The sequence below is a fragment of the Dyella choica genome (genome assembly GCF_003977665.1).
In the GTDB taxonomy this organism is placed as follows: Bacteria; Pseudomonadota; Gammaproteobacteria; order Xanthomonadales; family Rhodanobacteraceae; genus Dyella_B; species Dyella_B choica.
Window position 1 is genome coordinate 127,350 of the sequence record NZ_RYYV01000001.1, and the last position, 20,959, is coordinate 148,308.

General features: G+C 62.7%; 16 protein-coding genes and 1 tRNA gene. All 17 read right to left on the reverse strand.

Features of this window, described 5'->3' with window-relative positions:
- Positions 1–65: 65 nt before the first annotated feature.
- The gene (pnp, locus tag EKH80_RS00635; RefSeq protein WP_126682795.1) at positions 66–2,171 is read right to left on the reverse strand and encodes a polyribonucleotide nucleotidyltransferase; all 2,106 of its coding nucleotides are present in this window, start codon (positions 2,169–2,171) and stop codon (positions 66–68) included.
- Between the two features lie 19 nt (positions 2,172–2,190).
- Positions 2,191–2,460: a 30S ribosomal protein S15 gene (gene rpsO, locus EKH80_RS00640; RefSeq protein WP_126682796.1), complete on the reverse strand. Its 270-nt coding sequence runs from the start codon at positions 2,458–2,460 to the stop codon at positions 2,191–2,193.
- A 153-nt stretch (positions 2,461–2,613) separates the two neighbouring features.
- Positions 2,614–3,546, reverse strand: coding sequence for a tRNA pseudouridine(55) synthase TruB (truB, locus tag EKH80_RS00645; protein WP_126682797.1), 933 nt, complete (start codon positions 3,544–3,546; stop codon positions 2,614–2,616).
- Between the two features lie 100 nt (positions 3,547–3,646).
- Complete coding sequence (gene rbfA, locus EKH80_RS00650; RefSeq protein ID WP_126682798.1) at positions 3,647–4,006, reverse strand: 30S ribosome-binding factor RbfA; 360 nt, start codon at positions 4,004–4,006, stop codon at positions 3,647–3,649.
- Positions 4,007–4,153: 147 nt separating this feature from the next.
- Entirely contained in the window at positions 4,154–6,961 is a 2,808-nt protein-coding gene (gene infB / locus EKH80_RS00655; protein WP_126682799.1) for a translation initiation factor IF-2, read from the reverse strand.
- Between the two features lie 130 nt (positions 6,962–7,091).
- Positions 7,092–8,597: a transcription termination factor NusA gene (nusA, locus tag EKH80_RS00660; RefSeq protein ID WP_126682800.1), complete on the reverse strand. Its 1,506-nt coding sequence runs from the start codon at positions 8,595–8,597 to the stop codon at positions 7,092–7,094.
- A gap of 54 nt (positions 8,598–8,651) precedes the next feature.
- A complete protein-coding gene (locus EKH80_RS00665; RefSeq protein WP_126683184.1) occupies positions 8,652–9,167 on the reverse strand; it encodes a ribosome maturation factor RimP in 516 nt (171 codons plus the stop codon).
- Positions 9,168–9,627: 460 nt separating this feature from the next.
- Positions 9,628–9,704: transfer RNA gene (locus EKH80_RS00670), tRNA-Met, on the reverse strand.
- A gap of 84 nt (positions 9,705–9,788) precedes the next feature.
- Entirely contained in the window at positions 9,789–11,228 is a 1,440-nt protein-coding gene (gene nuoN / locus EKH80_RS00675; protein WP_126682801.1) for an NADH-quinone oxidoreductase subunit NuoN, read from the reverse strand.
- A gap of 12 nt (positions 11,229–11,240) precedes the next feature.
- Entirely contained in the window at positions 11,241–12,749 is a 1,509-nt protein-coding gene (locus tag EKH80_RS00680) for an NADH-quinone oxidoreductase subunit M (RefSeq protein ID WP_126682802.1), read from the reverse strand.
- A 15-nt stretch (positions 12,750–12,764) separates the two neighbouring features.
- The gene (gene nuoL / locus EKH80_RS00685) at positions 12,765–14,804 is read right to left on the reverse strand and encodes an NADH-quinone oxidoreductase subunit L (RefSeq protein ID WP_126682803.1); all 2,040 of its coding nucleotides are present in this window, start codon (positions 14,802–14,804) and stop codon (positions 12,765–12,767) included.
- Positions 14,805–14,809: 5 nt separating this feature from the next.
- A complete protein-coding gene (nuoK, locus tag EKH80_RS00690; RefSeq protein WP_126682804.1) occupies positions 14,810–15,115 on the reverse strand; it encodes an NADH-quinone oxidoreductase subunit NuoK in 306 nt (101 codons plus the stop codon).
- The gene (locus EKH80_RS00695) at positions 15,112–15,765 is read right to left on the reverse strand and encodes an NADH-quinone oxidoreductase subunit J (RefSeq protein ID WP_196240312.1); all 654 of its coding nucleotides are present in this window, start codon (positions 15,763–15,765) and stop codon (positions 15,112–15,114) included. Before EKH80_RS00695 ends, nuoK begins: the two co-directional genes overlap by 4 nt.
- A 10-nt stretch (positions 15,766–15,775) precedes the next feature.
- Positions 15,776–16,267 (reverse strand): NADH-quinone oxidoreductase subunit NuoI, encoded by a 492-nt coding sequence (gene nuoI / locus EKH80_RS00700; RefSeq protein ID WP_126682805.1) that lies wholly within the window; start codon positions 16,265–16,267, stop codon positions 15,776–15,778.
- A gap of 9 nt (positions 16,268–16,276) precedes the next feature.
- Entirely contained in the window at positions 16,277–17,302 is a 1,026-nt protein-coding gene (gene nuoH, locus EKH80_RS00705; protein ID WP_126682806.1) for an NADH-quinone oxidoreductase subunit NuoH, read from the reverse strand.
- Between the two features lie 3 nt (positions 17,303–17,305).
- Entirely contained in the window at positions 17,306–19,633 is a 2,328-nt protein-coding gene (nuoG, locus tag EKH80_RS00710) for an NADH-quinone oxidoreductase subunit NuoG (protein ID WP_126682807.1), read from the reverse strand.
- Positions 19,630–20,952 carry an NADH-quinone oxidoreductase subunit NuoF gene (gene nuoF, locus EKH80_RS00715; RefSeq protein ID WP_126682808.1) on the reverse strand — a complete coding sequence of 441 codons (1,323 nt, stop codon included), beginning with the start codon at positions 20,950–20,952 and terminating at the stop codon, positions 19,630–19,632. The genes nuoG and nuoF overlap by 4 nt, the downstream gene beginning before the upstream one ends.
- Positions 20,953–20,959 lie beyond the last annotated feature (7 nt).

The following is a 20,959-nucleotide window of genomic DNA, read 5'->3' on the forward strand; positions in this document are numbered from 1 at the left end:
CAAAAATGAAAACGCCCGGCCATCAGGCCGGGCGTTTGCTTGGGATCAGCGGGTCAGCAAAGCGCTCACACGCTGGCGCCCTCGTCTTCGGCGACCGCCTTCATGGACAAGCGGATACGGCCCTGCTTGTCCACTTCCAGCACCTTCACCTTGACGATGTCGCCTTCCTTGAGCTTGTCGGAGACCTTCTCCACGCGCTCGTTGGAAATCTGCGACACGTGCACCAGGCCGTCCTTGCCCGGCAGGATCGTCACGAACGCGCCGAAGTCCATCAGCTTGGCCACCTTGCCTTCGTAGATGCGGCCCGGCTCCACGTCCGACACGATCTGGTCGATGCGCTTGCGCGCCTCTTCCGCCGCCATGCGGTTGACCGAGGCGATCACCACGGTGCCGTCGTCACTGATGTCGATGGTAGTGCCGGTTTCTTCGGTGATGGCGCGGATGGTGGCGCCGCCCTTGCCGATCACTTCGCGGATCTTGTCCGGGTGGATCTTGATGGTGAGCAGACGCGGTGCGTATTCGCTCATTTCCGCGCGCGGCTGGCTCATCACCTTGGCCATTTCGCCCAGGATGTGCAAACGGCCACGCTTGGCCTGCTCCAGCGCCACCTTCATGATCTCTTCGGTGATGCCGTCGATCTTGATGTCCATCTGCAGCGCGGACACGCCTTCGGCGCTACCGGCCACCTTGAAGTCCATGTCGCCGAGGTGGTCTTCGTCACCCAGGATGTCGGACAACACGACGAAATCGCCGCCTTCCTTCACCAGGCCCATGGCGATACCCGCCACCGGCGCCTTCAGCGGCACGCCGGCATCCATCAGCGCCAGCGAGGAACCGCACACTGAAGCCATCGACGAGGAACCGTTCGACTCGGTGATTTCCGACACCACGCGCAGCACGTACGGGAACTCTTCCATCGCCGGCTTCACTGCCTGCACACCACGCTTGGCCAGGCGACCGTGGCCAATCTCGCGGCGCTTCGGTGCGCCGAAGCGGCCCGCTTCGCCGACCGAGAACGGCGGGAAGTTGTAGTGGAACAGGAAGGGGTCCTTCGACTCGCCTTCGGGAGCATCGATGATCTGGGCATCGCGCGCCGTACCCAGCGTGGCCACGACCAGCGCCTGGGTTTCACCGCGGGTGAACAGCGCTGAGCCGTGGGTGCGCGGCAGCACGCCCACGCGGACCGAGATCGGGCGGATATCGTCCAGCTGACGGCCGTCGATGCGCACTTTGGTCTTCAGCACGCCGTCGCGCATGGTGCGGTATTCGATCTCAGCGAAGGCGTTGCTGATGTCCAGATCAGTCCAGCCGTGCGAGGCCGCCGTTGCGGCAATGCCGGCCTTGATATCGGCCTTCAGCGCGGCGATGGCGTCGCGGCGCTCCAGCTTGTCGCGGATCGCGAAAGCCTTTTCCAGGCGGTCGCCGAGGATGCCCTGGATGGAGCTGAACAGCGCGTCGTTGCGTGCCGGAGCTTGCCACTGGAACGGCTTGCGGCCGGCTTCATTGACGAACTCGTTGATGGCGTTGATCACCACCTGCATCTGCTTGTGCCCGTGCACCACCGCGCCCAGCATCACTTCTTCGCTGAGCAGCTTGGCTTCGGATTCCACCATCAGCACGGCGTTGGAGGTGCCGGCGACGACCAGGTCCAGGTCGGAAGTCTTCAATTCCGTGACCGTGGGATTGAGCAGGTACTGACCGTTCGCGTAGCCCACGCGCGCTGCGCCGATCGGCCCCTTGAACGGAATACCGGCCAGGGACAACGCCGCGGAAGCGCCGATCATCGCGGGAATGTCGCCGTCGATTTCCGGATTGAGCGAGATCACCTGGGCGATGATCTGCACTTCGTTCTTGAACTCTTCCGGGAACAGCGGACGCACGGGACGGTCGATCAGGCGCGAGGTGAGCGTTTCCTTCTCGGTGGGGCGCCCTTCACGCTTGAAGAAACCGCCGGGAATGCGGCCGGCAGAGTAGAACTTCTCGACGTAGTCGACGGTGAGCGGGAAGAAATCCTGCCCGTCTTTCGCCTTGGCCGCGGCGACCGCGGTGACCAGCACCACCGTACCGCCCATGCTGACCATGACGGCACCCGAAGCCTGGCGGGCGATTTCGCCCGTCTCCAGTGTGACTTCGTGATTACCGTACTGGAATGACTTGGTTACTTTCGCCACTTTGGATGTCCTCGTCCGATCAGCGTCGCAGGCCAAGGCGTTCGATCAGGCTCTGATAACGAGACAGATCGCGATCCTTCAGATAGCCGAGCAGACGCTTGCGCTGGTTGACCAGCTTCAGCAGACCACGACGGGAGTGATGATCCTGCTTATGCGTCTTGAAATGATCGGTAAGATGTTCGATGCGGGCGGAAAGCAGGGCAACCTGCACTTCCGTGGAGCCAGTGTCGTTCGGCGCGTGGCCGAAGTCAGCAATGATCTTGCCGGACTGTTCTGCGGTGAGGGACATGAGTGTCTTCCTTAAAAAAACGGGTGCGGAACTTGCGCAACGTCACCGCCCGATGACGTTGCGCAAGCTCCGACAGGTTGAATGAAAAGTCTGAATCAAGCGGGGTATTGTACCGAGGCGCAGTGGATTGCAACAAGACCATCACAATGCGCGTTAAGCGGCCGCAGGCAGATTGAAGCCCCGCAGGATGCGGATCCGCCCCTGCTCGTCACAATCCACCAACGCCAGCAGACGCCCGTCGGCGGCAAAAGCGGCCGAGCGTTCACGCGGCAGGCCGGCGGGCCAGTCGATCTGACGCCCCTGTGAGACAGCCTGGCCGGCTGTGGCGTCCAGGTGCAGCGGCGGAAGATCGGCCACTCCCGCCGCTAGCGGCAGGACCAGCTGATCGGCCGCTTCATCGCCCTGCTCGGCTGCTTCGCGCAGCTCATCCAGGGTAATCATGGCCGGGCTGCGGAAAGGTTCTACCCATAACCGGCGCAGAGCGCTCAAATGGGCGCCACAGCCGAGCTTTGCCCCCAGGTCCACCGCCAAGCTGCGGACATAGGTGCCTGAGCCGCACTCCACGTATAGCGTAAGAGTGTCCTCCGAGCGGGACACCAGCTCCAGCCGATGGACATCTACCTCCCGAGGTGGCGCCTGCACGTCTTCGCCGCGGCGCGCCTTGAGGTACAACGGCTCGCCCCCCTGCTTCAGCGCCGAATAGACCGGTGGAACCTGAACGATCCGGCCTCGCAGCGTCGCGAGGGCGTCCTCGATAGCAGCCTCGTCCAGCTCCGGAACGGGGCGCCGCTCAAGCACTTCGCCCTCGAGGTCGGCGGTGGTGGTGGTGACGCCAAGCCGGCATTCGGCGAGGTAGGCCTTGCGAGAGCCCAGCAAGTTGCCGGCGATCTTGGTGGCTTCGCCGAAGCACAGCGGCAGCAGGCCGGTGGCGAGAGGGTCCAGCGCACCGGTATGGCCGCCCTTGGCCGCGCGCAGGATGGTCATGGCGACCTGCAGCGCCTTGTTGGAACTCATGCCCAACGGCTTGTCGAGCAGCAGGATGCCGTGCAGGTCACGGGCACCGGGACGATGGCGGCGACGGCTCATGGGTACGAGTGAAGTCGAGAACGTGTAGGTTGGGGTGCAAACCCCAACATCGAGGTGCCTGTGTGCATGGCATGTTGGGATTTACACCCCAACCTGCGACTCAATCGGAATCCTGAGGCGGGTGCTCACGCAGCAATTGGTCGATGCGCTCGCCCTTGTCCACCGAGTCGTCGTACTTGAAGCGCAATTCCGGGACACGGCGCAAGCGCATGCTGCGCGAAAGGGAGCGACGGAATTCGACCGCCAGTTCGTTCAGCGCCTTCACGGCTTCTTTCGACTGCTGCGGCAGCAGCGCGGTCACCCACACCGTCGCCCAATCCAGATCTCGCGTCACTTCCACGTCCGACACGCTGCACGAAGGCAGGCCGTGGTCGCGCACAGCGGCATGCACCAGCATGCCCAACTCACGGCGGAGTTCGGCGCCTACACGGTCGGTGCGTTTGAAGTCGCGGGATGGCATGTATCGATTGATCGCAAGAGATAGAGAAACAAGGGTGCGTAGGCTGGGATGACAATCCCAGCACCACGTAAAAGCGAAGCTGGGGTTGTCATCCCAGCCTACGGGTCCCAAGCCCTCTCCCCGGAGCGAGAGGGCTTATGGCGTGAATTACAGCGTACGGGCCACTTCGATGCGCTCGAAGCACTCGATCTGGTCACCCACCTTCACGTCGTTGTACTGCTTCACGGCGATGCCGCATTCCATGCCGCCGCGGACTTCGTCCACCAGATCCTTGAAGCGGCGCAGCGATTCGAGCTCGCCCTGGAAGATCACGGTGTTGTTGCGCAACACGCGGATCGGCTTGCTGCGCTTGACCATGCCTTCCACCACCATGCAGCCGGCGACGGCGCCGAACTTGGAGCTGCGGAACACGTCACGCACCTGGGCAATGCCGATGATCTCCTCGCGCACTTCCACCCCGAGCAGACCGGAAGCGGCCTGCTTCACCTGGTCGATCACGTCATAAATGATCGAGAAGTAGCGAACGTCCAGGCCGGCCGTGTCGATCACTTTGCGTGCCGAAGCGTCGGCGCGCACGTTGAAGCCGATGATCAAGGCCTTCGAAGCGGCCGCCAGGGTGGCATCGGATTCGGTGATGCCGCCGACACCGGCCGCAATCACGTTCACCTTCACGTTTTCGTTGCCAATCTGGCTGAGCGAATCGCGCAAGGCCTGCACGGAGCCCTGTACATCGGCCTTGACCAGGATGTTGAGCGTTTGCTGTTCGGCAGCCTGGCCCATTTGCGCCATGATGTCTTCCAGGCGGTTGGCCTTGCTGACCATACGCGTCTCGCGCCGCTTCAGCTGGCGCTCCGCCGCCACTTCGCGTGCCAGGCGCTCGTCGGCCACAGCCACGAAATCGTCGCCCGCCTCCGGCACGCCGGACAAGCCCAGTACCTGCACCGGAATCGAAGGACCGGCTTCCTGCACGGTCTTGCCGGTCTCGTCGATCAGGGCGCGCATACGGCCGTATTCGATACCGCACACCACGAAGTCGCCGCGCTTGAGCGTACCCTGCTGGACCAGCACGGTCGCCACCGGACCGCGGCCGCGGTCGAGGCTCGATTCAATCACCACGCCCGAGGCCGGGCCATCCTTGACCGCCGTCAGCTCCATGATTTCAGCCTGCACCGAAATCGCGTCGAGCAGGTCGTCCACGCCCATGCCGGTCTTGGCCGACACCGGTACAAACGGCGTGTCGCCACCCCATTCTTCGGGGATCACCTCGAGATTGCCGAGGCCTTGCTTGACGTGGTCCGGATTGGCGTCGGACTTGTCCATCTTGTTGATCGCAACGATCAGCGGAACCTTGGCCGCGCGAGCATGCTGCACAGCCTCCGCAGTCTGCGGCATGACGCCGTCGTCGGCGGCCACGACCAGCACCACGATGTCGGTGGATTGCGCACCGCGCGCACGCATTGCGGTAAACGCAGCGTGACCGGGCGTGTCCAGGAAGGTGATCACGCCCTTGGGCGTGGTCACGTGATAGGCGCCGATGTGCTGGGTAATGCCGCCGGCTTCACCCGCCGCCACTTTGGTGCGACGAATGTAATCGAGCAGCGAGGTTTTGCCGTGGTCAACGTGGCCCATGATGGTGACCACCGGCGGACGCGACTCGCGCTCGCCTTCCAGCTCGACGCTCTGCGTGTGCGCAGCGAGTGCGGCTTCGGCGCCCTGCTCGCTCGCTTCGACCGCCTTGTGACCGAGTTCTTCCACCACCAGCATGGCGGTGTCGCGGTCGATGGTCTGGTTGATGGTGGCCATCACGCCCATCTTGAACAGCGCCTTGACCACTTCCGAACCCTTGACCGCCATCTTCTGCGCGAGCTCGGCGACCACGTTGGCATCGCTTACCACTACTTCGCGCACCACCGGTGCCGTGGGCTTGGAGAAGCCATGCGTGCCCGCCGACGACACATTGCTGCCACGCGCGGTTTCGCGCACGGGCGATCTGCCGCCCTTGCCGCGCTTGGAACGGCGTGCGCGATCGGCGTCGGAAAGATGCAGTTCGCCGGCGGCGAAGCGCTTGCCGCCCACCGAGTCGTCACGTTCACGGAAGTTGCCGGCACCGTGCTTCACCTTGCCACGATCCGCGCCGCTGCTCGGGGCAGGTGCCGGAGCCGGCGCGGGGGCTGGCGCAGGGGCTGCCACCACAGGTTTCTTCTCACGCTTACGCGGCTCATGGATGCGCGGCAGGATCATGCCCAGCGAGCTGGGATCGATACGCTGCACGGCCGGGGATTCGGCCACTTTTTCTTCCTCGGGTTGGATCACCGGCTCGGGGGCGCGTACCGGTTCTGGTTTTTCTTCGACAGGCTTGGCTTCCTGCTGCTGCGCCTGCTGGGCGGCCTGCGCCTCGGCGGCGGCCAGCTGTGCCGCAGCTTCCTGGCGCGCGCGCTCGGCCGCTTCGGCCTCGCGACGTGCCGCTTCTTCTTCAGCACGCAGAAGCGCTTCTTCCTGGCGCCGACGCTCGGCGGCCTCGGCGCGCTCCTGCTCTTCGTGCTCGCGCTGCTGCTGCGATTCGTGCAGCCTGCGCAAGGCTTCCTCGCGCTCGGGCTCCGCGCTCGCTTCCTCGGCGATCACACTGCGCTTGACATAGGTACGCTTGGCGCGCACTTCCACGTTGACCGTCTTGGCGCTGGATGCACCGCGGCCACCCGGGGTCGACACTTTCAGCTCGCTGATCTTGCGGCGCTTCAAGGTGATCTGCCGTGGCGAGGAATCTTCCACTTCAGTGGCCGCATCCGCCTTGCCATGGGTGCGGCGCAGGAAGCCCAGCAGTTTCACTTTCTCAGTGCTGCTGATGACCTGCTCCGGGTTCTCGAACTTCATGCCGGCCTCACCGAGCTGCGTCAGCAGCCGGTCGACGGGCATGCCCAGAACCTGGGCGAGTTGTTTGATTGTGACGTCCGACATCGTGATTCTTTCTCCGCCGTTCCCGCGCTTATCGTCCGTGCAAAAAAAGGTTCTTGCACGGCCACCGCCATCCTTGGTGGAGACCTCCTCGATCTCCCGGCGCGCCTATCCGAGACGCTGCCGCTCGCGGTTAGCCGCCCTTCTCCAGCCGCGCAATCATCGGCGCACGCGCCGCCATGATGAGCGCCGCAGCGCGCTCTTCGTCCATGCCTTCAATGTCGATCAGATCATCGACCGCGAGGTCGGCCAGATCGTCCAGCGTCACGACGCCGCGCTCAGCCAGTGCATACGCCGTCGCTTCGTCCATGCCGTCCAGTTCCTGCAATTCCTTCGACGGCTGGTGTTCGTCCAGGTTTTCCTCCACCGCCAGCGCTTCGGTCAGCAGCGAGTCGCGGGCGCGGGCGCGCAGCTCTTCGACGATGTCCTCGTCGAAGCCTTCGATGGCCAATAGCTCCGCGCTCGGCACATAGGCAATTTCCTCGACGCTGGAGAAACCTTCCTGCACCAGGATGTTGGCGATTTCCTGATCCACTTCCAGCTTGTCCATGAACAGCTGGCGGGCGGACTCCTGCTCAGCCTCGCTCTTGGCGGCGACCTGGTCCTGGGTCATCACATTGAGCTGCCAGCCGGTGAGCTTGCTGGCCAGGCGCACGTTCTGGCCGCCGCGGCCGATGGCCTGGGAAAGCTTGTCCTCGCCCACCGCGATGTCCATCGAATGCTTGTCTTCATCCATGATGATCGACTGCACTTCCGCCGGCGCCATCGCGTTGATCACGTACTGGGCTTGGTTCTCGTGCCACAGGATGATGTCCACGCGCTCGCCGTTGAGCTCGTTCGACACCGCCTGCACGCGCGAACCGCGCATGCCGATGCAGGCACCGATCGGATCGGTGCGGGTGTCATGCGCCACCACCGCGATCTTCGCGCGATCGCCGGGATCGCGGGCGCAGCCCTTGATCTCGACCAGGCCCTGGCCGACTTCCGGCACCTCAAGCTTGAACAGCTCGATCATGAATTCCGGTGCGGCGCGGGAGACGAACAACTGCGGTCCGCGCGCCTCAGACTTCACCTCGAACAGGTAGCCGCGCACGCGGTCGCCGACACGGTGTGATTCGCGCGGAATGGTCTTGTCGCGCGGAATGAAGGCTTCGGCGTTGCCACCGAGGTCGAGATAGACGTTGCCGCGCTCGACACGCTTGACGATGCCGGTTACCAGCTCGCCCACGCGATCCTTGAACGCATCCACCACCTGCTGGCGCTCGGCTTCGCGCACGCGCTGCACGATGACCTGCTTGGCGGCCTGGGCTGCAATGCGTCCGAACTCGGCGTTTTCAATCTGCTGCTCGATGAATTCGCCAATCTGGGCACCCGAGCGCTCGTCTTCGGCGTCCATCAGGCGCAGCTGGTGGAACGGGGATTCCATCTCACCGTCATCGGCGATGACTTCCCAGCGACGGAAGGTTTCGTAGTCGCCCGAGTTGCGATCGATGGCGACGCGGATATCCGGATCTTCGTCCGGATAACGTTTTTTCGCAGCCGACGCCAGCGCAGCTTCCATGGCCTGGAAGATCACCTCGCGCGACACGCCTTTTTCGTTGGCAACTGCATCAACGACCAGCAAAAGCTCTTTGCTCATTGCAACCACTCCGTGAACGCTGCTCCAGCGTTCCATCGACAGATTGACCTACATCTAACCTTGCTTTTTACCCGGCTTGCGACCGCCGGGCTTGGGCTGCGGCACGTAACCGAGCGCTGCCCAGTCCGGCACGATACGCGCGCTTTCCACCGCATCGTGCTCGAACTGAAATACCTTTCCTTCAGCTTCCAGACTGATCTGGCCGCCTTCCACCGAAGCCACCTTGCCGCGCAGGCGACGGCGGCCTTCCAGCGGTGCTTTGAGCAGCACCTTCGCCTCCTGCCCGACCACCTTGGCGAACTGCCCGGCGGTAAACAGCGGCCGGTCGATGCCTGGCGAGGACACCTCCAGCAGGTAATGGCCGGGAATGGGGTCTTCCACGTCCAACAGCGCAGAAAGCTCGCGGCTGGCCGCCTCGCAATCGTCGAGAGTGACCTCGCGCCCATCTGCGTCGATATAGACGCGCAGCGTACTCTGCCCCTGCGAAGGGCTGAATTCCACACCGATGCATTCCAGCTGGATATCCGCCAAAACCTCGGTGAAGCGTTGTGCTAGCGCCTGTGTGTCCACTCGCTCGATACCGTTGCCGGAAACAAAAAATGGGCTCGAACGGCCCATTCCCTTACCTTGCCGATGTCCCGCTCCTCCAGGACCTTTCCGCGCACTCAAGCCGGTCATCATCACCCGGCAAGGCGCACCCGCATCCTTGCGCCCAACAAAAAAGCCTCGCGAGGAGGCTTTCTTGTCCAAGAAAGATCTGGTCGCCTGCCGATTCGCGCCTGCCCTGAGGACGTTGATGCGCGCTTCCAACCGCTACAGAGTTCATGGAGTATACGGAAGCGGACGGTACAGCGCAATGATTTGTGACCCCTTTCCCATCCGCGGCGCCCTGTAGGCTGGGATGACCATCCCAGCATCGGGATCCCGCAAGGAAAGCCAGGATTGTCATCCCAGCCTACGGTACGACCTATCGTCCGCGCATAAAAAAAACCGGCGACCCTGTGGGATCGCCGGCTTTCCATCCAATGCATGGTAGCGGGGGTAGGATTCGAACCTACGACCTTCGGGTTATGAGCCCGACGAGCTGCCAGACTGCTCCACCCCGCATCAGAGTCCGAGAATATTAGCGATTTGGCCGAATTCTTGCAAGAGCATGACCGCTTTTTTTCTCGTCTGTGCGAAAAATATTTTTCAGCCCACAAACGCCTGCTTGCACCAGTTCAGCAGCGGGCCCCAATACAGCCCAAGTCCGAGCAGCACCAGCGCATTCAGCGACAACACCAGGCGCAGGGTGAAATCGGCTTGCAGACGTACTTCAGTACCAGCCTCCGGCTTGTCGAAGTACATCACCTTCACCACGCGCAGGTAGTAGTAGAGGCCGATGATCGCGAACACGGCACCCACGATTGCCAACCACAACATGCCGGCATGGATCGCGGCCTGCAGCACGAGCAGCTTGGCGAAGAATCCGAACATCGGCGGCACGCCAGCCAGCGAGAACAAGGCGAGCATCATCAGGAACGCCATCCAAGGCGCGCGCTGGTTGAGGCCTTTGAAGTCGTCGATGTTGTCGCATTCGAAGCCGGCGCGGCTGAGCGCCAGAATCACGCCGAACGCGGCGGTGGACATCAGCGCGTAGCTCACCGCGTAGAACATCGCGGCGGAATAGCCTTCGGGGCCTGCATTGACCAGGCCCAGCAGCAGGTAACCCATGTGCGAGATGGTCGAGTAGGCGAGCAGGCGCTTGAGGTTGCTCTGCACGATGGCCACCACGTTGCCGATGGCCAGCGACACTACGGCAAGCGCAGACAGCATCATTTGCCAATGATGTGCGAAGTCGCCCATGCCGGTAGCCAGCAGGCGGAACGCCATGCCGAACGCAGCGAGCTTGGAAGCCGAGCCGATGAAGGCCGTCACCGCCGTGGGCGCGCCTTCATAGACGTCCGGGATCCACATATGGAACGGCGCCACGCCTAGCTTGAACGCCACGCCGATGACCATGAACACCAGGCCGAACACCAGCAAATGCGGCATCGCGCTGTGCGCAATCGCTTCATGCAACTGGGCGAGGCCCAGCGTGCCGGTAGCGCCGTAAACCATCGACATGCCATACAAGAGCATGCCCGAGGACAGCGCACCGAGCACGAAGTACTTGATTGCCGCTTCCGAGGACAAACTGGAATCGCGGTTCAGCGCGACCAGGGCGTACGACGACAACGTCAGCAGTTCCAGCCCCAGGTAGATCATCAGCAGGTTGCCGGCCGATACCAGCAGCATCACACCGATCACCGCGAACAGCATCAGCGTGTAGAACTCACCCACGAACAGCTTGCGGTCGCGCATGTACGGCCGGCCGTAGATGAACACCAGGATGGTCGACAGGATCGCGAACAGCTTGAGGATCGCACTCAGCCCATCGCGGATGAACATGCCATTGAACGCCGTGACCGCACCTTCCGGCTGATAGCGCAACACCAGGTATCCGGTAACGATCAGCACGCCGATCGAAAGCCAATGCAGGTACACGCGCTCGTCCGGCCTCATGAAAGCGTCGGCCAGCAGGAGAATGCACGCCGCCGCCACCAGGAAGAACTCCGGCAGCATGATGAGAATGTCGTTGATATTCGGCATGGTCGTTCTCGATCAGACCTTGTGATTGGCGAGCACTTGCACGAGCTGGTTCACCGAACTGTCCATCAGGTGAGTCAGCGGCGCCGGCCAGACGCCGAGCACCAGCACCGCAGCGGCGAACGCGCCCAGCACGAACCACTCGCGGCCGTTGATGTCCTTCATTTCCGCCACGTGCGGATTGGTGACATCACCCCACAGCACGCGCTTGACCAGGTACAGCGTGTACGCCGCGCCGATGATCAGGGTGAAGGCGGCGAAGAAAGCGATCCAGGGATTGGCGCTGAAGCTGGACAGGATCACCATGAACTCGCCTACGAAGCCGCTGGTGCCCGGCAGGCCGCAGTTGGCCATGGCGAACAGCACGTAGAAGAAGCCGAACCAGGGCATCACGTTGATCACGCCGCCGTAATCCTTGATCAGGCGGGTGTGCAGGCGGTCATACAGCACGCCGATGCACGAGAACATCGCGCCCGAAACGAAGCCGTGCGAGATCATCTGCACCATCGCGCCCTGCATGCCCAGACGTGCGGCATCCGTGTTGCCCTGTTCGCGCACGAGCATGAAGGCAATGAAGACGCCCAGCGTTACGAAGCCCATGTGCGCCACGGACGAGTACGCTACCAGCTTCTTCATGTCTTCCTGCACCAGCGCCACGTAGCCGATGTAGACCACGGCGATCAGGCTGAGCAGGATCACCACCCAGGCGAACTGGTGCGAGGCATCCGGCACGATCGGCAGGCTGAAACGCAGGAAGCCGTATCCGCCGATCTTCAGCATCACCGCGGCCAGCACCACCGAACCACCGGTCGGGGCTTCGACGTGCGCATCCGGCAGCCAGGTATGCACCGGCACCATCGGCACCTTCACCGCAAAGGCGACCAGGAAAGCGAAGAACAGCCAGCTCTGCTCGGTCAGCGACAGCGGCAGGGTCGCCAGCGTATGCAAGTCCCACGAGCCCGCCTTCAGGTACAGGTAGATCAGGCCGATCAGCATGAAGATCGAACCGAAGAACGTGTAGATGAAGAACTTCAAGGTGGCGTAGACGCGGCGCGGACCACCCCAGATGCCGATGAGAATGAACATCGGGATCAGCATCGCCTCGAAGAACGCATAGAACAGCAAGGCGTCGGTGGCGCAGAACACGCCGATCATCAGGCCCTCGAGCACCAGCATGGCGGCCATGTACTGGTGCGGCTTGTCCTGGATCACCTCCCAGGCACCTACGATGACCAGGATGCCCACGAAGGTGGTCAGCAAGATCAGCGCGACGGAGATGCCGTCGACGCCGAGGCTGTAATGAACGTTGAGCGCCTCGATCCACAGATGGCTTTCGACCAGCTGCATCCCAGCCACTTCAGGGTGGTATTGCGGGATCAGGAACAGGCTGATGGCGAAGGTGAGGATGGCCATCAACAGGGAAATCCAGCGCGCCGCGTTGGGACGGCCGGAGCCTGCCAGCAACACGGGCACCGCGCCAACGATGGGCAGCCAGATCAACAGGCTGAGCAAGTGATTGAACATGGAGCTCGATTCCCTTTAGTGCCCGACCAGCCAATACCCGCCCATGAGCAGGATCAGACCGAGGATCATCGCAAACGCATAGTGATACAGATAACCGGACTGCAAGCGGCGCACGCTCGAGGCGATGCGCTGCACCAGGCTGGCCGAACCGTCGATCAGCACGCCGTCGATCACGGCGGCGTCGCCGCCCTTCCAGAACATGCGGCCCAGCGCAATGCCGCCGCGCGCGAACACGATGTAGTAGACCGCATCGAACCAGTACTTGTGCTGCAGCACGTGGTACAGCGGCTGGAACACGCGACGCACACGATCGGCGACGGACGGGTTGAACAGGTAGATGTAGGTGGTGATCAGGAACGCCAGCGCTACCAGGACGAACGGCAGGGTAGCGAACCCGGACAGCGTCTGGTGGATCGCATCGTGGAATTCATGGCCCACTTCACCAAGCACATCGTTGGCTTCGCTCACCTTGATCGCACCGCCGAACCAGCCACCAAACAGCATCGGCTTCGCCGTGAAGAAACCAACCAGCAGCGAAGGAATGGCCAGCAAGATCAGCGGTAAGGTGACCACCCACGGTGACTCCTTGGGCGTCTCATGCATGATGCCCGCTTCGTGGTGGCCGTGATCGTCACGGTGATCCACGTGGTGGCCATGGCCATGATGGTCGTCATGCACGACAGTGAAGCGCTCCTTGCCATGGAACGTCAGATACATTTGGCGAAAGGTGTAGGTCGCCGTAACGAAGACACCGGCCATTACACAGAAATAGGCGTAATGCGCGCCCCAGCGATGCGACTCGCCCACGGCCTCGATGATCGTATCCTTCGAAAAGAAGCCGGCAGTACCGGGAAACGCCACCAGCGCCAGCGAGCCGATCCACATCGTGATCCAGGTGATCGGCATGTACTTGCGCAGGCCGCCCATGTAGCGCATGTCCTGCTCATGGTGCATGGCGATGATCACCGAGCCCGCCCCCAGGAACAGCAGCGCCTTGAAGAACGCGTGCGTCATCAGATGGAACACTGCACCGGCGTAGGCAGACACGCCCAGCGCGACCGTCATGTAGCCCAGCTGCGACAGGGTGGAATACGCCACCACGCGCTTGATGTCGTTCTGCACGATTCCGATCAGGCCGGTGAACAACGCACCGGTCGCCCCGATCACCAGCACCACGCTTAGCGCGGTTTCCGACAGCTCGTACAGCGGCGACATGCGCGCCACCATGAAGATGCCGGCGGTCACCATTGTCGCGGCGTGAATCAGCGCGGAGATCGGCGTCGGGCCTTCCATTGAATCGGGCAGCCACACGTGCAGCGGCACCTGTGCGGACTTGCCCATGGCGCCGACGAACAGCAGGATGCAGATCACCGTGGCCGCATCCCAGTGGACGTTCTGGGTAAGCGTCAGCGTCTTGCCGATCAGCGTCGGCGCGCTGGAAAACGCGGTGGCGTAATCGAGCGTACCGAGAAAATACAGGATGGCAGCAATGCCGAGCAGGAAGCCGAAGTCCCCCACGCGGTTGACCAGGAACGCCTTGAGATTGGCGAAGATCGCCGTCGGGCGCTTGAACCAGAAGCCGATCAGCAGATACGACACCAGGCCCACCGCTTCCCACCCGAAGAACAGCTGCAGGAAGTTGTTGCTCATCACGAGCATCAACATCGAGAAGGTGAACAGCGAGATGTAGCTGAAGAAGCGCTGGTAGCCGTCGTCGTCCGCCATGTAGCCGATGGTGTACACGTGCACCAGCAACGACACGAAAGTGACCACGGCCATCATCATGGCGGTGAGTCGGTCGATCAGGAAGCCCACGCTGGCCGTGTATTTGCCGATTTCGAACCAGGTGTAGAGGTTGTGGTTGTAAACCGGTGCACCGCCCGCGGTGATCTGGTACAGCACGTAGAACGACAGGCCGCAGGAAATGAGCAGGCCGAGAATTGTCACGCTGTGCGCGCCGGCACGGCCGATCTGCTTGCCGAAGAAACCGGCCAGCAAGCAGCCCACCAGCGGCGCCAGTGCGATGGTCAACAGGATGGAGGAGGAAAGTTCCATGATGCTCAGCCCTTCATGCTGTCGATTTCGGCAACGTTGACCGTGCTGCGGTTACGGAACAGCAGGACCAGGATCGCTAGGCCGATGGCGGACTCCGCCGCGGCCACGGTGAGGATGAAGAACACGAAGACCTGCCCCGCCACGTCATGACTGAAGCGCGAGAAGGCCACGAAGTTGATGTTGACGGCAAGCAGCATCAGCTCGATCGCCATCAGCAGCACGATTACGTTCTTGCGGTTGATGAACAAGCCTGCCACCGAGATGCAGAACAGGATCGCGCCCAGCACGATGTAATGCGAAAGCGTAATCATGGCTTGGACTCCTGGGCCGGTGCGCTCTGGATCTCGGCCGGGCGCTCCGCCGCCATCTTGATGATGCGTACGCGGTCGCTCGCCTTGACGGCCACCTGCTCGCTGGGGTGTTGCTTGCGCGCACCGGTGCGGTGGCGCAGCGTCAATGCGACAGCGGCGATCACGCCCACGGTAAGGATCAGCGCGGCGATTTCGAACGGCAGCAGATACTGCGTATACAGCGCCATGCCCAGCCACGCGGTGTTGGACAGGCCCGCAGCAGTGGCCGGGTTCTCGCCCATCGTCTGCACATGCATCACACGTACGCCGATCAAGCCGAGCATTTCCACCAGCATCACCACCGCCACGATCAGGCCGACAGGCAGGAACTTCACGAAGCCCTCGCGGATCTTTTCCTGGTCGATGTCGAGCATCATCACCACGAACAGGAACAGCACCATCACGGCGCCGACGTAGACCACGATCAGGGCGATGGCGAGGAACTCTGCTTCAGCCAGCATCCAGATGCAGGCCGTGCTGAAGAAGGTCAGCACCAGCGCGAGTACGGCATGCACCGAATTGCGCAGCGTGATCACCGAGAGCGCAGCCGCCACGGTAACCGCGGCGAAGGCGTAGAAACAGACGAGTTGGAACAAGGACGGATCGATCATAAGTATGTCCTTAGCGGTAAGCCGCGTCCTGGGCCCGAGCCGCCGCGATTTCCGCCTCGAAGCGGTCGCCAATGGCCAACAGCTGCGGCTTGGTCACCACGTTCTCGCCGCGATGCTCGAAGTGGTACTCGTGGATGTGTGTTTCGACGATCGAGTCCACTGGGCAGCTTTCCTCGCAGAAGCCGCAGTAGATGCACTTGAACAGGTCGATGTCATAGCGCGTGGTACGGCGTTGGCCGTCGCTGGCGCGTGGCGCGGAATCGATCGTGATGGCCAGCGCCGGGCACACCGCCTCGCACAGCTTGCACGCGATGCAACGTTCCTCACCATTGGCGTAACGGCGCAACGCGTGCAGGCCGCGGAAGCGGTTGGACTTGGGGATGTGCTCCATCGGATAGCGCATCGTGTACTTCGGCAGGAACATGTACCGAAGCGTGAGCGCCATGCCTTTGACCAGCTCGATCAGCAGCAGGCTTTTGAAGTAGTTGGTAACGCGGGACATGTTTTTTCCTTAGCCTCCCGTGCCGACGTGAACCCAGCCGTAGTACTTCATGCAGCCGGCCACGAGCACCCAGACGATGCCGATGGGGATGAACACCTTCCAGCCCAGGCGCATGATCTGGTCATAGCGATAGCGCGGGAAGGTGGCACGGAACCACAGGAACAAGGTGGCGAATATGAAAACCTTGGCGGCCAGCCACAACGGACTGACAGCGCCGAGTACGGGCACGCTGGCCGGAATCGGACTCAGCCAGCCGCCGCAAAACAGGATCGCCGCCAGGAAGCTGACCAGGATCATGTTGGCGTATTCGGCCAGGAAGAACAGCGCAAACGCCGAACCTGAGTATTCCACGTGGAAGCCGGCCACGATTTCCGACTCGCCTTCCGCCACGTCGAACGGGGCGCGGTTGGTTTCGGCCACGCCAGAGATGAAGTAGACGACGAAAGCTGGCAGCAACGGCCACATGAACCAGTCAAAGACGCCCTTGTGGCCGCTCTGGGCGTTGACGATGTCAGTGAGGTTCAAGCTGCCCGCCAGCACGAGCACGCACACCAGGCACAGGCCCATGGCCAGCTCGTACGAAATCACCTGAGCCGCCGAACGCATGGCGCCAAGCAACGCGTAACGCGAATTCGAGGACCAGCCGGCGAGGATGATGCCGTACACGCCCAGCGAGGTCATCGCCAGCAAATACAGGAGGCCCGCGTTGGCATTGGACAGCACCACTTTGTCGCTGAACGGAATCACCGCCCAGGCGGCCAAGGCCGGCACCAGGCCGATCAGCGGTGCGAGGTAGTACAGCGCCTTGTTTGCATTGGTGGGAAGAATCACTTCCTTCAGCAGCAGCTTCACCACGTCGGCAAAGGCCTGCAGCAGACCGAACGGCCCCACTTTGTTGGGCCCCATGCGGACGTGCATCCAGCCGATGACCTTGCGCTCCCACCACACGTACAACGCCACCCCAATGACCAGCGGCAGCACGACGCAAACGGTGTAGAGAAGCGGCAGCAGGAGTTGATGGATAAGTTGATCCATGGGTTACGCCTTGCTCAAGGTGATGGCCGCGCCATACGGCGGCAGCGTCGCGGTCTGATCGTGCGCAGCTTCGATCCATACGGCCCCATCCGGCACCGTCGCATCGACGACCAGTGGCAGGACGACGTTCGCGAGCTTGACCTGATCGCCCGTCGTCAGACCTTGACGCTGTGCTTCGTTCGCATTCATGCGAACCGCCGCGACCCGGTTGAGCGGGTGCGCCTGCAGCGAGTCCGCGCGGCGGACCACCGCATCGCTGCGGTAGATCGGCCAAGTAGCGAGACGGCTCAGACCCTGCACTGGCTTGCGTTCACTCAAGCCCTGCACGACGCTTGCCTTGCGTTCGGCCATGCCATCGCGCAGACCGGCGATGTCATCGAACTCAAAGCCGGAAAGCTTCATCAGGCCGCCGAGCGCACGTAGCACTTTCCAGCCCGCCCGTGCTTCAGCCGGAGCCTTGGCGCCAGCTTCAACGCGTTGCGGCATACCGTCGACGTTGACCAGCGTGCCGGCGATCTCCGGCAGCAAGCCGATCGGCAGGATCACGTCTGCCACGTCACGCAACGCCGCATTGGCGAAGGCACTGAAGGCAACGATGTGCTGTGCGCCGCCCAGGGCATTGGCGACCGCCGCACCATCGGCGAAGTCGTGCGGGAATTCCAGGCCGTACAGCAAATAAGCCTTGCGCGGCTGCGCGAGCATGGCCTGGGCGTTCAAGCCGCCATTGCCCGGCAACACACCGGCCTTGGCCAGACCCACAGCGTTGGCGCCAACCGGCAGCTCGTTATAGGCGGCACCGGTAGCCTCGGCGATGAAACGCGCCACCGCACGCAACCACGAAGCTTGCGGGTGAGTGACGGCCGCTTCGCCGAGAATGACTACGGCGTGACCGGACTTCAGCGATGCGACAGCCTCGCGCGCCTTGTCGGTCAGCTGCAGCGGGGCCAGCGATTCGCTGGAAATGAAACCCGGCTGTGCCGCACCAGCCTCGATCGCTGCCTTGGCCAGCACCAGCAGCGAGTCGACCAAGTAGTGCGGCGGCACCACGGCCTCGCCGGCCAGGTTGTAGTTGAAGTTGAATTCCGCGGGATTGACGGCGTAGACCTTGGCACCCTTCTTCACCGCCTGGTGGATGCGGTGGTTGAGCAGCGGCATTTCGTGACGCAGGTCGGAACCGACCAGCAGCGCCGCCTTGACCTTGTCCACGTCCGCCACCGGCATGGCAAAGGCCCGTGCCGCGGCATTGTCGGCGAAGTCGAGCTGACGCAGGCGATGGTCGATATGGGCACTGCCCATGCCCTGGGCGAGGCGCACCAGCAGGTCGCCCTCCTCGCTGGTCGTGGCCGGATGCACCAGCACGCCGAGCTCGCTTCCCGGAACGCCCTTCAGCGCTTTGGCGGCAACCGCAAGCGCGTCGTCCCAGGTGGTCTTCTGCCACTGGCCGTTGCGTTTCACTTCCGGCGCATGCACTCGATCGTCCGCATACAGGCCTGCATAGCTGTAGCGGTCGCGGTCGGACAGCCAGCATTCGTTGATGGCTTCGTTGTCGCGCGGCACCGTGCGCAGCACTTCACTGCGGCGCGTGTGCAGCCACAGGTTGGAGCCGAGTGCATCGTGATAGGCCACGGACGGCTTGGCGACGAGTTCCCAGGCGCGTGCCTTGAACTGGAACGGCTTGTTGGTGAGTGCACCGACCGGGCATACGTCGATGACGTTGCCGGAGAGTTCCGTTTCCAGCGCCTTGCCGATGTAGGTGCCGATCTGCAGATTCTCGCCGCGACTCATGCCGCCGAGCTCATAGGTACCGGCAATTTCGCTGGTGAAGCGCACGCAGCGCGTGCACTGGATGCAGCGGGTCATTTCCGTAGCGACCAGAGAACCGAGGTTCTCGTCGGCGATGGTGCGCTTGCGCTCGGTATAACGCGAAACGCTGCGGCCGTAACCGAGCGCGACGTCCTGCAGTTCGCACTCGCCGCCCTGGTCGCAGATCGGGCAGTCGAGCGGATGGTTGATCAGCAGGAATTCCATCACGTCGCGCTGGAACTTCAACGCCTTTTCCGAGCGCGTGACCACCTTCATGCCCTCGGACACCGGGGTGGCGCAGGCCGGCTGTGGCTTGGGCATCATGCGACCGCCCATTTCCACATCCACCAGGCACATGCGGCAATTGGCGGCGATCGGCAATTTGCGGTGATAGCAGAAGCGCGGAATGGCGATGCCGACGTTGTCGGCCGCCTCGATGATCATGGCGCCCTTGCGGATCTGCGTGGGCTTGCCATCGATCTCGATGTTCACCAGATCGGGCGCGGTATTGGCTGGCTGCGCACTCATGCAGCAACTCCACGGGTTTCGGCGAGACGGTCCTCGGTCATCGAGTGGCCGTGCTGCACGTAGTATTCGAATTCATGCCAGAACTTGGCGAGGAAGCCCTGCACCGGCCACGCGGCGGCTTCGCCGAAAGCACAGATGGTGTGGCCTTCGATCTGGCCCGCGATGGCCTTCAGGCGATGCAGATCGTCCAGCGTGCCCTTGCCTTCCACGATGCGGGTCAGCACGCGATGCATCCAGCCGGTGCCTTCGCGGCACGGGGTGCACTGGCCGCAGGATTCGGCGTGATAGAACTGCGAGATGCGATGGCAGGCCTTCACCATGCAGGTGGTCTCGTCCATCACGATGACCGCGCCCGAACCCAGACCCGAACCGGCCTTCTGCAGGCAGTCGTAATCCATGGTCGCGGCCATCATTTCCTCGGCGTTGAGCACCTTCATCGAGGAGCCACCGGGAATCACGGCCTTGAGCTTGTTGCCGTTACGCACGCCGCCGGCCATCTCGAGCAGGTCCTTGAACGGCGTTCCGAGACGGATCTCGAAATTGCCCGGCTGGTTGACGTGGCCGGACACCGAGAAAATCTTCGGACCGCCGTTGTTCGGCTTGCCGAGGTTCAAGAACCATTCGGCGCCGTTGCGCAGGATCGCCGGCACCGAAGCATACGTTTCGGTGTTGTTGATCGTGGTGGGCTTGCCGTACAGGCCGAAATTGGCCGGGAACGGCGGTTTGAAGCGCGGCTGGCCCTTCTTGCCTTCCAGCGATTCCATCAGCGCGGTTTCTTCACCGCAAATGTAGGCGCCGGCGCCGAGCGCACCGTAGATGTCAACGTCGATGCCGCTGCCCTGGATGTTCTTGCCGAGCAGGCCGGCTGCATAGGCTTCCTTCAGCGCCTCTTCGAAATGCTCGAAGGGCTCGTGATGGAATTCGCCGCGCAGGTAGTTGTAGGCGACCGTCGAACCGGTCGCGTAGCAGGCGATCGCCAGGCCTTCGATCACCGAATGCGGGTTGTAGCGCAGGATGTCTCGGTCCTTCGCGGTACCGGGTTCCGACTCGTCGGAGTTGCAGAGGATGTACTTCTGCATGTTGCCCTTGGGCATGAAGGACCACTTCAGGCCGGTCGGAAAGCCTGCGCCGCCACGGCCGCGCAGATTGCTGTTCTTGACGATCTCCACGATCGACGCGGGATCGGGCTTTTCGGCGAGGATCTTCCTCCACGCCTTGTAGCCATCCACCTGCTGGTAGCTGTCCATCGCCCACGGCTTGTCGAAATGCAGCGTGGTGTAGACGACCTGGTGTTCCTGGGGTGCGGGTCCGACTGCCATAGTGCCC